This window comes from uncultured Acetobacterium sp. (genome assembly GCF_927416815.1).
In the GTDB taxonomy this organism is placed as follows: Bacteria; Bacillota; Clostridia; order Eubacteriales; family Eubacteriaceae; genus Acetobacterium.
Window position 1 is genome coordinate 15990 of sequence record NZ_CAKMJU010000038.1, and the last position, 14067, is coordinate 30056.

At 41.7% G+C, this 14067-nt stretch carries 17 protein-coding genes; 16 read left to right on the top strand and 1 reads right to left on the bottom strand.

Annotation, left to right across the window (positions count from 1 at the left end):
- Positions 1–16: 16 nt before the first annotated feature.
- From plsX to QZ998_RS07225, 16 genes are all read left to right on the top strand, one after another.
- Positions 17–1012: a phosphate acyltransferase PlsX gene (gene plsX / locus QZ998_RS07150; protein ID WP_296559243.1), complete on the top strand. Its 996-nt coding sequence runs from the start codon at positions 17–19 to the stop codon at positions 1010–1012.
- 3 nt (positions 1013–1015) lie between these two features.
- The gene (acpP, locus tag QZ998_RS07155) at positions 1016–1240 is read left to right on the top strand and encodes an acyl carrier protein (RefSeq protein WP_296559244.1); all 225 of its coding nucleotides are present in this window, start codon (positions 1016–1018) and stop codon (positions 1238–1240) included.
- Between the two features lie 168 nt (positions 1241–1408).
- The gene (rnc, locus tag QZ998_RS07160) at positions 1409–2074 is read left to right on the top strand and encodes a ribonuclease III (RefSeq protein WP_296559246.1); all 666 of its coding nucleotides are present in this window, start codon (positions 1409–1411) and stop codon (positions 2072–2074) included.
- Between the two features lie 9 nt (positions 2075–2083).
- On the top strand, positions 2084–5656 hold the full coding sequence (gene smc, locus QZ998_RS07165) for a chromosome segregation protein SMC (protein ID WP_296559252.1): 3573 nt from the start codon (positions 2084–2086) through the stop codon (positions 5654–5656).
- Positions 5657–5742: 86 nt separating this feature from the next.
- Positions 5743–6645 (top strand): signal recognition particle-docking protein FtsY, encoded by a 903-nt coding sequence (gene ftsY / locus QZ998_RS07170; RefSeq protein ID WP_366512406.1) that lies wholly within the window; start codon positions 5743–5745, stop codon positions 6643–6645.
- A gap of 126 nt (positions 6646–6771) precedes the next feature.
- On the top strand, positions 6772–7128 hold the full coding sequence (gene ylxM, locus QZ998_RS07175) for a YlxM family DNA-binding protein (protein WP_296559254.1): 357 nt from the start codon (positions 6772–6774) through the stop codon (positions 7126–7128).
- Positions 7129–7137: 9 nt separating this feature from the next.
- Complete coding sequence (ffh, locus tag QZ998_RS07180; protein WP_296559256.1) at positions 7138–8475, top strand: signal recognition particle protein; 1338 nt, start codon at positions 7138–7140, stop codon at positions 8473–8475.
- 61 nt (positions 8476–8536) lie between these two features.
- Positions 8537–8782, top strand: coding sequence for a 30S ribosomal protein S16 (gene rpsP / locus QZ998_RS07185; RefSeq protein ID WP_296559257.1), 246 nt, complete (start codon positions 8537–8539; stop codon positions 8780–8782).
- A gap of 16 nt (positions 8783–8798) precedes the next feature.
- Entirely contained in the window at positions 8799–9029 is a 231-nt protein-coding gene (locus QZ998_RS07190; RefSeq protein WP_111886660.1) for a KH domain-containing protein, read from the top strand.
- A gap of 67 nt (positions 9030–9096) precedes the next feature.
- Positions 9097–9612, top strand: coding sequence for a ribosome maturation factor RimM (gene rimM / locus QZ998_RS07195; RefSeq protein WP_296559262.1), 516 nt, complete (start codon positions 9097–9099; stop codon positions 9610–9612).
- Positions 9609–10307 (top strand): tRNA (guanosine(37)-N1)-methyltransferase TrmD, encoded by a 699-nt coding sequence (trmD, locus tag QZ998_RS07200; protein ID WP_296559263.1) that lies wholly within the window; start codon positions 9609–9611, stop codon positions 10305–10307. The genes rimM and trmD overlap by 4 nt, the downstream gene beginning before the upstream one ends.
- A 111-nt stretch (positions 10308–10418) precedes the next feature.
- The gene (gene rplS / locus QZ998_RS07205) at positions 10419–10763 is read left to right on the top strand and encodes a 50S ribosomal protein L19 (RefSeq protein WP_296559265.1); all 345 of its coding nucleotides are present in this window, start codon (positions 10419–10421) and stop codon (positions 10761–10763) included.
- Between the two features lie 80 nt (positions 10764–10843).
- Positions 10844–11371 (top strand): signal peptidase I, encoded by a 528-nt coding sequence (lepB, locus tag QZ998_RS07210; RefSeq protein WP_296559267.1) that lies wholly within the window; start codon positions 10844–10846, stop codon positions 11369–11371.
- A gap of 1 nt (position 11372) precedes the next feature.
- On the top strand, positions 11373–12209 hold the full coding sequence (ylqF, locus tag QZ998_RS07215; RefSeq protein WP_296559269.1) for a ribosome biogenesis GTPase YlqF: 837 nt from the start codon (positions 11373–11375) through the stop codon (positions 12207–12209).
- Positions 12210–12405: 196 nt separating this feature from the next.
- On the top strand, positions 12406–13185 hold the full coding sequence (locus QZ998_RS07220) for a ribonuclease HII (protein ID WP_296559271.1): 780 nt from the start codon (positions 12406–12408) through the stop codon (positions 13183–13185).
- Positions 13182–13547 carry a YraN family protein gene (locus tag QZ998_RS07225; RefSeq protein WP_296559272.1) on the top strand — a complete coding sequence of 122 codons (366 nt, stop codon included), beginning with the start codon at positions 13182–13184 and terminating at the stop codon, positions 13545–13547. The genes QZ998_RS07220 and QZ998_RS07225 overlap by 4 nt, the downstream gene beginning before the upstream one ends.
- A gap of 111 nt (positions 13548–13658) precedes the next feature.
- Here QZ998_RS07225 and QZ998_RS07230 read toward each other — a convergent pair whose 3' ends face one another.
- Complete coding sequence (locus QZ998_RS07230; RefSeq protein WP_296559274.1) at positions 13659–13979, bottom strand: nucleoside triphosphate pyrophosphohydrolase; 321 nt, start codon at positions 13977–13979, stop codon at positions 13659–13661.
- Positions 13980–14067 lie beyond the last annotated feature (88 nt).

Consider the following 14067-nt stretch of genomic DNA (forward strand, 5'->3'; position numbering starts at 1 on the left):
AAAGGAGGACTTTATTTTGAATATATTTTTAGACGCCATGGGCGGTGATCATGCCCCCTATGAAATCGTCAAGGGTGCCATTGATGCCGTTACAGAGTACGACGTCAAGTTGACCCTGGTGGGTCGTAGCCAGGCCATTTTAGAAGAACTTTCAAAATATGAGTACCCCAAAGACAAGATTGAAATTCTGCATGCTGAAACGGTTATTGAAAATACCGAAGAGCCGGCCATGGCGATTCGGCGAAAGCCGGATTCATCATTGGTGGTAGCCTTGGATGAAATGAAGAACCGCGAAAATGCAGTGCTTATTTCAGCCGGCAGCACCGGGGCGCTTTTATCCGGTGGGCTACTAAAACTCGGCCGGATCAAGGGGATAAAACGCCCAGCGCTGGCAGCGACGCTGCCTAAAAGTGACGGTGTATTTGTGCTGATAGACACCGGTGCCAATGTCGATTGCAAACCAGAATATCTGGAGCAGTTTGCCCAACTGGGAAAAATTTATTCAGAAAATGTTTTAGGTAAAACAAATCCGGGGATCGGACTAATCAATATCGGTGCTGAAGCAAAAAAAGGCAATAGTCTTGTAAAAGCCGCCTATGAGCTTTTAGAAGCTGGTGAATTTAATTTTTTGGGCAATGTAGAAGCACGCGATATTCCCGAAACAAAGGCTGATGTGTTAGTCTGTGATGGATTTACAGGTAATATTGTGTTGAAATTAACCGAAGGTATTGCGGGGTATCTGCTCAAGGGAATCAAGACTTCAATTATGAGCAACACCAAGGGCAAAATTGGAGGAATGCTGATTAAAGATAATTTAAGAAACTTTAGGAAACAATTTGACTATGCCGAATACGGTGGCGCACCCTTTTTAGGTGTCAAAGGCGGTATCATTAAAGCGCACGGCAGCAGTGACGCCTTTGCCATCAAGAACGCGGTGAGACAGAGTATCAAGTTTATAGAAAATGATGTGTTACAAAAAATAACCGATAATGCAAAAAACAGGGAGGCTTAAGTCATGGATGAACGATTTTTAAAAGTTACGGCTATTATTTCAGAACAGCTTGATGTTGATATTGAAAAAATTACCCTTGAAACCTCACTCATTGATGATCTGGAGGCAGATTCATTGGATGTGGTCGAGTTGATTATGGCGTTCGAAGATGAATTTGGAACAAAGATCGACGAAAGTGCATTAGAAAATATTTTAACCGTTGAAGATATCATCAACGCAATTTCCTAAGCGGATTAAAAGGGTGTCGCTGTGAAACACCGGCACCCTTTTTTTACAAATTAGGAAATTTAGGACAGATATTTGTTCGGTTTAGTACTGAGGTGTTTGGTTCTTTTGTTAGGAAAATAGCGGGAAACGCCGAGGCGAACTCTCGTAATCGATAAGGGGGGATATTAAGTGACAATCGAAGAAAAAATCGATTACCGTTTCAAAAAAAAGGATTTATTAAAAGTAGCATTAACGCATAGTTCACATTCAGGGAATTCGACTAATAATGAACGACTTGAATTCTTGGGGGATGCAGTACTGGAACTGATTATCAGTGAGTATTTATTTTTATCTCACAAATTATCCGAGGGTAAAATGACGAAAATCCGTTCCAATATTGTATGTGCCGAGTCCCTTTCCAAGGCAGCCTATGAGCTTCAATTAGGAGATTATATCTTCTTGGGAAAGGGTGAAATTGTGACTGGGGGACGACAGCGAAAATCAAATCTAGCCAATGCCTTTGAAGCCCTGATCGGGGCTGTTTTTTTAGACAGTAATTTTGAAACGACGCGAAAAGTTGTTTTAAAAGTGTTAGAAAGTAATATTTCTCTGGCTTTGTCGGGTGCCCTGGTTAAAGACTATAAAACGGAACTCCAGGAGTATATTCAAAAAAATAATGACAATGTCATTGAGTATCGCCTGGATCGTTCTGAAGGCCCGGAACATAATAAGACCTTTTATATTAAATTGATCTTTAATGGCGATTGTGTCAGTCATGGGATTGGCAAAAGCAAAAAAGAAGGGGAACAGGACGCGGCTAAAAACTATTTGCTTGAAACTAAAAAACTAAATTGAGGTGAGGGCTTGTATTTAAAAAAATTGCGATTATCGGGGTTTAAATCTTTTGCAGACCCTGTTAGCCTTGAGTTTTCAGAAGGTATCTCTGCAATTGTTGGCCCTAACGGTAGTGGAAAAAGTAATATCACCGATGCCATCAAATGGGTTTTGGGTGAACAAAGTATTAAATCTCTCCGCGGCAAAAAAATGGAAGATGTCATCTTCTCAGGAACAGAAAAAAAACAAGCCTCTGGTTATGCCGAGGTTGTTTTGATTTTAGATAACAAAGATGGTAGCTTGGAAAACTATCCCCAGGAAATAGCGATCTCACGAAAACTTTTTCGGTCCGGCGATAGTGATTATGCCATTAATAAAAAAAGCTGCAAACTAAGAGAGATCCACAGTATTTTTATGGATACCGGTTTGGGGAAAAACGGTTACTCGTTGATCAGCCAGGGGAGTATCGAGAACATTTTAGCCAGCAGTCCCACTGAGCTGCGGAATATTTTTGAAGAGGCAGTAGGGATTGTATCCTATAAAACTAAAAAAAATGAAGCCGAAAAAAAACTGGAGCAAACCCAGGGACATTTGGATCGGCTTCGAGATATCATGTCAGAAATAGAAAAACAGCTGGGGCCATTAAAGAATCAGTCGCGGAAAGCCAAAAGCTTTATGACCCTGCATCAGGAATTAAAGACCGTTGATCTGGTAATCTTTTATCGAAAAATGAGCAATGCCATCAAGGAATTGGAGGGCTTAAAAAAGAATCTTGACGACCAATTAAAAAGATGCGAACAGATTGAGACAATCATCTCGAAAAAGGATAAACTATATCAAAAGTTGACCATTGAGAATCGCGAGTTGGATCTTTTAGCCGATTCGGAAAAGAAAAATTTATCCGTGCTCAGAGCAGACTTCGATCAGGTTGCGCGGGAAGATATCCGCTGCAAAAGTCAGTTAGAAGCCAACGAAATAACTCAGGAGCGCTTAAAATCAGAAGCTGAGAACCTGGCATCACGAATGGACGCAACCCGTACGCGGATTAGCGGGCTGGAACATGAAAAGAGTGTTTTGGTAGAGAATCTGCTAACGAAAGAGGCGGCCTGGGGCGAATTGAAAAAAAAACTCATTCTTTTACAGCGGGAAGAACAGCAGGAAAAGGATCGAATCAGAGCTAGCCAGGATGCCATGCTAAGTCAGCAATCGCTTTGTGAAAAACTGGAAACGAAACGTTTAGAAATTAAAACCGCAATTCAGGAAGCAAAAACGGAGTCGTCTTTTATAAAAAAGTATCTGGATGAAACAGGAGCCAGTCAAAATCAAATTGCTTCAGATCTGGAGTATCAAAATATGGAGATGAGCAGTCTGTTGGCAGAGAAGCAACAGCGAGAAGACCACTATCAGAAACTGCAAAGTCAGTACAATAACGATTTGGATGAACAAAAGCAACTCCAGAATCAGATCCATCTGATTTCCAACAATTTAAAAGTTAATGCTTCTAAGGTGGAGTATTTAAAAAATATTCAAAAAAATTATCAGGATTATTTCCCGACCATTCGCAAACTGATGACTTCAGAAAAGTTGCTCGGCCCAGTGATCCATGAGGTTTACGGCCCGGTTGGCGAACTCATCTCTACCGATGTCAAATATCTTCAGGCCATTGATATTGCCTTAGGAGCTAAAAGTCAGAATATTGTCGTTGCCAGCGTTAAGGTTGCCAGCGATTGTATAAATCTGCTAAAGAAAGAGCGTCTTGGTCGGGCAACATTTTTACCCTTGGATAATATAAAATACAGTTTAGTTGATGAAAAAAGCCGGGCAATGCTTAAGAGTATTCCTGGGGTGGAGGGAATTGCCAGTGACTTGGTAAAAACCGATGCCGCTTATAAATCGGTCATTGAGAGCCTTTTGGGACGAATCATCGTTGCCAGGGATTTCGCTTCTGGAAAAGATATTCAAAAGAAAATGGCTTTTAAGTTTACAGTTGTAACCCTGGGAGGTGAAATCTTTTACCCCGGTGGAGCCATTGTCGGGGGACAAAGCAAGGATAACCGGCAGTCGCCACTGTCTAAAAAAATCGAGATCGAGAATCTCGAAAATGAAATTGATCAGCAAAAAAAGGCTCTGGATGCGATCAAGAACCAGGATCTGGTGGCGCAAAAATCATTGACCCAGATGAACGCGCAATTAAAAGACCTGGAAACAGGCTATAATCGTTGCAAGCAAGCACTGTGGGAGAAAAACAAAACAATTGAAGACCTGATCCGAAAGCAGCATGAAAGTAGCCAGTCGATTTCGGTTCAAGAGCGAAAACTTCAGGCACTCCGTCAAAAGCTGGAACAGTTAAATAAAGAGCTGACAGAAATTGAAGCATCATATAATCAGGCCAAAGAAGCCACAAAGGATCAGGAATCCGATGATCAGGCTGAGGCGATCAGACTGCAGCTGGACGAGCTGCGTTTAAAGATATCAGATAGTCAAATGATGATTACCCAGATCAAAGGCGAAATAGCCGGGTTTGATCAGCAAATTGCCTTGATGCAGGAACAATTGACGCACCAGACGGCCAGAAAAACCGCTTTGGAAGATGAAATGACGGGTTACCAAAATGACTCCCTCGAATTGATCCGGCTTCAAGAAAAACTTGAGGCAGATCATCAGCTGCTAAGCAAGAAAATAGAATCCCATCGAGATAAAAATAAACAAGCAGCAGACCTTCAAAAAACTAACGCGCAGCGGCTGGAAACCCTCCAGGAAGAAATAAAAAACGACAATCACCAATTGATTATTGACAATGACCGCAAAAACACCATTTCCACCCAATTAAACAGCTTACAGCTGCAGATGAACCATTGGGAAGAGAATATCTATAAGAGCTATGAAATCAACTATTTAATGGCTGAAGATGGCTACCGACAGTTAGCGGCAGATCACCAGCTTGATGAGCTGGATTTATCCGAAGAACGTCAGCGTAGCTTAAGAGAAAAAATTGGCGCGCTGGGGAACGTGAATCTTAACGCCATTGAGGAGTACGAAGAAATTCTCGCTCGCCATGATTTTATGAAAGCGCAAATGGATGATCTCAAAGCCGGAAAAAGTGAGCTATTAGATATTATCAATACGCTATATGACGCCATGACCGAGCAGTTTAAGGCTAACTTTATCAAACTTCAGGAGAATTTTACCCGGATCTTTAGTATCCTATTTGAAGGCGGCCGGGCTTATCTGGAGTTTACCGATCCCACTGGAGTGTTAGAAGGGGGGATTGAACTGGTGGCTCAACCGCCAGGAAAACGGCTGCGCCACATTTCGCTGCTTTCCGGAGGCGAAAAGTCAATGGTTGCCATTGCCCTACTGTTTTCATTTCTGGAAATTAATCCGTCCCCATTTTGTGTGATTGATGAGGTCGATGCGGCGCTTGATGATCATAACATTTACCGGTATATCACTTATCTTAAAAAAGTAGCACAACATAATCAGTTCATCACGATCACTCACCGACGAACGACCTTGGAAGTATGTGACAATCTCTATGGGGTGTCGATGTCCACGGATGGGGTATCGCAATTGGTATCGGTGCGACTGACAGACTACGCTTAAAATGATCACAGTGAATTGCATAAAGACGGCAAATTGCTTGCTCACTTTCGCAAGAACCCAAATAGTTAATTTTATAGGAGGCAATGATGGAATTAAGTTTATATGAACGGATGCGCAACAAACTGATCAAAACGGCTGACAATTTCAAGGAAAAAATTGAAAATGTCATGTATATGGGGAGCTTTGATGATGATTTCTTTGACGAACTGGAGGAAACCCTAATTCTTTCGGATTTGGGCGCGCAAACCTCGGTGAAAATCACTGAGTCGCTTCGGTCTAAGATTAAAGAAACGCGGTCAAAAAGCAAGGAAGAAGTGATCGGATTTCTAAAAGAAATTCTCGTCGAGATGGTTCAGGTAGAAGTAGAAAAGCCGCAGCTACCGACGATTATGCTGGTGGTCGGTGTCAATGGGGTGGGAAAAACCACCACCATTGCCAAGCTTTCTGAGCGCTATAAAAAAGAAGGGAAAAAAGTTGTTATTGCAGCGGCCGATACCTTTCGGGCGGCGGCGGTGGAACAACTCGATGAATGGGCCAGACGGGTTGGTGTGGATATTACTAAAAGCACCACCGGCGCCGATCCAAGCTCGGTGATTTTTGATGCAATTGGTGCAGCCAAGGCTCGTAAGGCCGATATTCTGATATGCGATACGGCCGGTCGTCTGCATAATAAGGTCAACCTGATGAAAGAACTAGAAAAGATCAGTCGGGTGATTAACCGCGAAGGTGAAGGGTTCTCGATTCATAATTTAATGGTCTTAGACGCTACCACCGGTCAAAATGCCATTAACCAGGCCAAGGTCTTTCATGAGTGTGTCGAAATCAAGGGGATTGTCCTGACGAAGCTCGATGGAACCGCCAAAGGCGGTATTGCCATTTCGATTATTGATGAAATGCAGATACCGATTGAATATGTCGGAATCGGCGAAAAATCAGAGGATCTGATCGATTTTGATCCACAGAAATTTGTCGATCTTCTCTTTGAGTAATGGTTCTAATAATTTTTGAAGAAATGTCCCGAATAAGGCGAATAAAAGCTTGACTTTTTTGCTGCCAGGACTTACAATAATGAAGTCGTCAAGTAAATTTCCTTTACGACGATATCGAAGGTGTATATGGAAAAAAAAGTAGGGGAACAGTATTTATTTGATTTTTATGGTGAACTGCTAACCGCTAAACAGAAGCAGATTTTAGAGTATTACTACGATGATGACTATAGCCTGGCAGAGATTGCCGAGGTAATGGCAGTTACCCGTCAGGGTATTTTTGATGTCATTAAGCGCTCTAAAGCCATGATGGAAGCCTATGAAGAAAAACTGGGACTCATCGCCAAGTTTTTAAAATCTCAAATTCTTCTGGAAGAAATAGAGAAAGATTTACGAGCTTGTGCTGATCGGGAAAAAGACGAACAGCTTAAATCTGAGTTGATGCTGGTGGTTGAAAAACTGAAAAATGTCAGTGAAGAAAACTAGAGGTGACAGATGATCTTTGAAGGATTAAATGAAAAATTTCAAAACATATTTTCCCAACTTAAACGCAAAGGAAAATTAAACGAAAAAGACATTCAGGAAGTCAATCGGGAAATTAAAATGGCTCTTTTAGAAGCCGATGTCAATTTCAAGGTTGTTAAGCAGTTTACCAAAAATATTGGTGAGCGCGCCATCGGGCAAGAGGTGCTTAGTAGCCTGACCCCGGGACAGCAGTTTATCAAGATTGTAAAAGATGAAATGACCACCCTGCTGGGCGGCGAAATTGAGCGGATGGACTTTGTTCAGGGTCGCCAGAATGTTTACATGATGGTGGGTCTTCAGGGGGCTGGTAAAACAACCACAGCGGCTAAGCTGGCCAACCTCTTGCGCAAAGAAAAAAAATTCAAACCCTTGTTGGTTGCCTGTGACGTCTATCGTCCAGCAGCAATTAAGCAGCTGGAAATTCTCGGGGATGAATTAAAGATTGATGTTTATTCCGAACATGATATAAAAGATCCGGTTGGCATTGCCACGCGGGGACTTAAAAAATCAGTAGAAGGTCATTATGATCTGGTGATCATCGATACCGCCGGTCGATTGCAAATCGATGAAGCGCTGATGGATGAACTGGTCAATATCAAAGAAGCCATTAATCCAACCGAAATTCTACTAACAGTCGATGGGATGACCGGCCAGGAATCGGTCAATGTCGCCAATGAATTTAATCGCCTGCTTGATATATCAGGGGTAATCCTGACCAAGCTGGATGGCGATACCCGCGGTGGGGCGGCCTTATCGATCACCTATACGATTGGCAAAGCGATCAAATATATCGGCACTGGTGAAAAACTGACCGATATTGAACTATTTTATCCAGACCGGATGGCATCGCGGATTTTGGGAATGGGGGATGTATTATCCTTTATTGACAAAGCCCAAAGTATGATGGATGATGAAAAAGCCAAAGAGCTGGAAGAAAAGTTTAGAAATCAGGATTTTGATCTCAATGACTTTTTGGATCAGATCAGGCAGATCGAAAGCATGGGCTCGATTAGCAGCTTGCTTGAAATGATGCCGGGAGCCAGTAAAAAAGCAATGAAGAATGTCGATTTATCGGGTGCGGATACCAAGAAAACCGAGGCCATCATCTTATCGATGACCAAGGAAGAACGCCATAAACCCGGGATCATCAATGCCAGCCGACGAAGACGAATCGCGTTGGGAAGCGGCACCATGGTAGCGGATGTTAACCGTTTGTTAAAGGGCTTTGAACAATCCAAAAAAATGATGAAGCAAATGTCAAATCCGAACATGGCTAAAAAAGGACGGATGAAGCTTCCGTTTATGTAAAATCAGTGTTATCAAGGACGTTATGTCATTAGATAAAGAAGTTAAGAAAGGGGGAACGAACATGGCAGTTAAAATCAGATTAAAAAGAATGGGTAAAAAGAAAAAACCTTTTTATAGAATCGTTGTTGCAGATGCACGCGCACCACGTGATGGTAAGTTCATCGAAGAAATTGGATACTACAACCCTTGTGTTGACCCTGCGCTCGTAAAAGTAGATGCAGATAAAGCAAGAACATGGTTGGCCAATGGCGCAAAACCAACGGACACCGTTAAGTATTTGTTAAAAAGAGAAAACGTAATCGAGTAGTACCAGGAGGTAAATGATGAAAGAACTTGTGGAAATTATTGCAAAGGCTCTTGTTGAACACCCCGATGCGGTATCTGTCTCAGAAGTTGAAGGCGAACAATCCATTGTGTTGGAATTAAAAGTTGCTGACGACGATATGGGCAAGGTCATTGGAAAACAGGGGCGTATCGCAAAAGCAATTCGTACCGTCATAAAAGCCGCTGCCACGAAAGAAGACAAACGTGTCATGTTGGAAATCATCCAATAAAGGCATTGGGCTGTGTATACAGCTCTTTTTTTTCGTGTCTTTTTAGGGCAAAAAACAGGAGATAATAATGGAAAATAATAATCGTTTAATCATCATTGGCCGCATTCTTGGTGTCCATGGAATCAAGGGCGAAATAAAAGTACAGCCCCTCACCGACGATCCGGGGCGTTTTTATGATCTGGATGCGATCACCCTGATCGATGGAAAAACTGAAGTAGACTATAAGATTAGCAATTGCCGCCTTCATAAAAATAATGTCCTGCTGTTTATTGAAGGGATCACTAGCCGCAATGAAGCTGAAATGCTGACTGGCAGACAAGTTGGGATTCCGAAAGAACTGGCGGTTGAATTGGCTGAAGATGAATTTTTTATCGAAGAATTGCTGGGCTTGCCGGTTTATAATGACGGACAACTGTTAGGAAAAATTACCGATGTGATGCAAGCCGGAGGGGTGGATGTTTATACCATCACGGCAGGCAAGAAAGTCTACTGCGTACCGGCCCGAAAGCTCTATTTCAATGAAATCAATGTTAAGGCCGGTCGGATTGACGCCAGCATCCCCCAGGAAATATTAGATTTATGAGATTTTATTTTTTAACCTTATTTCCGGAAATCTTTGAAACGTATTTTCAAACCGGGATGATCGGTCGCGGTGTCAAGGCGGGCCTGATTGATTATAGCGTGATCAATATTCGCGATTTCTCTGGCAATAAACATCATAAGGTCGATGATACTCCTTATGGCGGTGGCGCCGGAATGGTGATGACAGCTCCGCCAATTGTTGCAGCCTTAAAAAGCATTCCCGATTTTAACACCTATCCAGTCATTTATTTAACGCCGGGGGGTAAACCCTTTGAGCAAAAAGATGGGCTGAAGCTTTCTAATTATCCGGGGATCATTTTCATTTGTGGTCATTATGAAGGGATCGACCAGCGGGTAATTGATGGTTATGTGGATCTGGAATTTTCGGCGGGGGACTATGTCTTAACCGGTGGGGAATTACCGGCTTTGACCCTTGCTGATGCCATTTCCCGGCACATTCCCGGTTTTTTGGGAAATGGGGACAGTTTGGCGGAAGAATCGTTTGAACGTCATTTGCTGGAGTATCCTCATTATACCAAGCCCCGGGAATTCGAAGGTCAAGAAGTACCTGAAATCCTCCTATCAGGCAATCATGCTGAGATCAATAAGTGGCGTTTAAGCCAGGCGGAAGCACGGACGCGGTTAATACGACCAGATTTATTTGAAAAATATGAAAGTGCAAGAAAAGAAAAATAAAACTTGCATAAAGAAAAAACAAAGTGTATAATATGTCAGTATGTTATCAAGAGAGACGGTCCTCTGTACGAGATGCATGAACGTCGCAAATCGAATTTTAAGGAGAAAGTAATGGACATTATTAAAAAGATTCAATTAGAAAATATGAAGGCAGAACCACCAAAGTTTAGCGTTGGTGATACTGTAAAAGTTCATGTTAAAGTAATCGAAGGTAAAAAAGAGCGAATTCAGATTTTTGAAGGCATCGTGCTGAAAAAACAAAATGGCGGTGTTGGTGAAACCTTTACTGTGCGTAAAATCTCTTCAGGCTTTGGGGTTGAACGAACCTTCCTGATCCACTCACCAAAAATCGAAAAAGTTGATGTGGTCCGACGAGGTAAGGTGCGTCGAGCTAAACTTAACTATCTTCGTGATCGCGTTGGTAAAGCAGCAAAAGTCAAAGAAAAAAGAGCGTAATTCAGAGGCTGGCAAGCCTCTTTTTTTAATTAGCTGGTGTTTTTAATAAATAATTCGTTGTTTAGCAAGGAAGTGAAGAAATGAAAGAAGATCGCGAATCTAAGGGTAATTTGGAACTTAAAGAATGGATACAATCCGCAGTGATTGCCATTGTTCTTGCTTTTATCATAAAAATGTTTTTATTCGACTTTGTCATGGTTCAGGGAAGCTCGATGTATCCCACCTTGGTAGAGGGAGATCGGCTGATTGTCAATAAGATCGGCTACACGATCGGCGAGCCGGATTACGGTGAGATCGTGATCCTCAGCTACAGTGACAGTGTCGAGTATGTCAAACGGGTGATTGGCAAAGGTGGTGATACCATTGAGATTAAGGATAGGGTTGTTTACCGCAACGGCGAACCCTTATCTGAAGATTATATCAACACCGAAGCATACGAAGATTTTTCAGAAGTCACCGTACCAATCGGGACTTATTTTGTCATGGGCGATAACCGGGCTAATAGTTCTGATAGTCGTTATCCGAGTCTGGGTTTTGTCGAAAGTGATGCTATTGATGGAAAAGTCATTTTTCGAATTTGGCCGCTTTCGGAAATTGGACTGGTATAAAATGTCAGAAGAGAAAATTGAATATATCCAATGGTATCCAGGCCACATGGCCAAAGCCAATCGAGAAATCAAAGAAAAACTCAAACTCATCAATGTGGTGATCGAAGTGGTCGACGCCAGGCTGCCACTGTCAAGCAAAAATCCCGAGATTAACCAGTATACCTGGAACAAGCAGCATATCTTGCTGCTGAATAAGTCGGATCTAGCTGATCCGGAAGTCAGCCTTGACTGGATCGACTGGTTTAAAAAAAATACCGATATTCAGAAGATTGTACTATTTGATGCCTTCGACCGGCGGATGAAAACTGACCTGGTCAGAACCATTCATGAATTGAATATCAAAGAAAAAGCTCAGGTAAAATGCCTGGTTTGCGGGATCCCCAACGTCGGCAAATCGACGGTTATTAATAGCCTGATCGGCAAAAGGAAAACCCAGATTGGCAATAAGCCAGGCGTTACCAAGGGTCAACAATGGCTCAGTACCCCAGATCACCTAATGCTGCTGGATACCCCAGGAATATTATGGCCAAAATTTGAAGACCCGCTGGTCGGGCTACATTTAGCCTGGTTAGGCTCGATCAAAGATACCATTTATGAAAAAGAAAATATTGCGGCCGATTTGTTAAAATACTTGTTGGTGTATTATCCTGATGAATTGGAAGCGATTTACAAGATCGAGGTTGCAGGAAAAAATCTTCCCGAGGTCTTCGATGCCATTGCAAAAAGCCGGGGTCTGCTGATTAAAGGTGGCGAATATGATTATGCCCGAACCAGTGCGCTAATTCTTAATGACTTTAAAAATGGTCGGATTGGCCGGATTACCTTAGAACGACCCTAGCATTAGCTTTTTATAAATAGCTTTTTATAAATAGCGTTTTATTAAAAGCAATTTATAGATAGCAGTTTATAAAAAGCATTCTATGAATAATTGAAACAATCAACTTCTGTTTGGCAGAAAGCTGGTTGTTTTTTTTATTTTCGATCTGTAGTATAATGACAATAGAGAATAGTGACTAATAAACATCGAGGTAATTATGAATACATTTGAAAATATGACAGTTGCTGGGATAAAGGAATACGTCTCACAAAAGCAAATGCAATTATATCCGGATCTGATCCCGATGCTAAAGAAAGATCACCGCGTTGCCGTTAAGAAAATTGGCCAAGCTTTGGAAAAGAAAGTCGCTGCAAGAGATAAAGAAATCGATCGAATCATAAAGATGAAGTCAATCGAAGCGGGCTACTACAATAAAGGTATTAAAAGAATTGGTGGCATCGATGAGGTTGGACGCGGTCCCTTAGCCGGCCCAGTGGTGACCTGTGTGATTATCTTAAAACCTGATTCCAGCCGCTTATATGTCAACGATTCAAAAAAAGTTTCAAAAAAAATTCGGGAAAGTTTATGCGAGCAGCTACTTGAAGATGCCTTGGATTATGCTATTGGCCAGGTCGACAATGATGTGATCGATAATTTAAATATTCTAAACGCCACCAAAAAAGCGATGATGGATTCATTAGCCACCCTATCAATAAAACCAGACCTACTGTTGATCGATGCCCTGCATATTGATTCCCAAATTCCCCAAAAATCAATTATCCATGGTGATGCTAGCAGTTACGCGATTGCGGCGGCAAGCATTGTTGCCAAGGTTTACCGGGATAATTTGATGCAGCTTTATCACGAGCAGTATCCGGAGTATGGTTTTGATCACAATATGGGTTATGGTACTGCCGAACATATCAAAGCCCTTCACAAGTATGGACCAACACCAATCCATCGTCGTAGTTTCATTCAGAATTTAGGTTTGTCATGAAGACTCATAATGTAAAAAAGGGCAAGGCCGGAGAAGCATTGGCAATGGCATTTTTAAAAAATGCTGGTCATCACATTCGTGAAACGAATTACAAAAAACCTTCCGGTGAAATTGATCTAATTAGTCTGGATGGCGAGACTCTGGTTTTTAGCGAAGTAAAGTATCGAAGAAACCTCGATTATGGCTATCCCCGCGAAGCAGTCAGCCGGACAAAGCAAAAACGGATTGCCAAAACAGCACTTTGGTATTTAAAAGAAAAACAACTTGATGATGTTAATGTCCGCTTTGATGTCATCGAAATATACTATTTAGCGGATGGGGAGCTAGTGATTAACCATTTCGAAAACGCATTCTCAATTTAATCATCATTTCTTTAATTAGAATTGAACAGCATTAAAAAATGAAAATAAAACAGAAATAAAACAGGGCTGAAGTCAAAATTTGACAACAGTCCTGTTTTGATTGTGAAAATACTATTGGCCGTCATCCACCGAGATCAGAAAAACCTTTTCAGAATAGGTGCCCTTAGCTTGTTTATTCTGAATTTTCAAATAATCAATGTGAAGTGGCTCGTACTCGAATGTTTCCACAATTGCATCCAGTAATTCGTAGATATCCGAAAGTTCATCTTCCGAGGGTCGCTTCAAAAAAATTTGAGCCTTTTCAAGAAGCTTTTCCTTTAATGCATCTCGAACTTCTGATTCACCTAAGATTTTGTACTCACAGGTACGTCCGCTGTCTTTAATGATTTCAGGAATCTTATCCCGAACAATTTTGTTGTACTCAACTTTCATAATCTATCACCTCAAGCATATTATACCCAATGGCTTGTGCTAAAAACAAGAGGAATAAGATATTTTTAAGAAAACCTCAAAAAGTCGT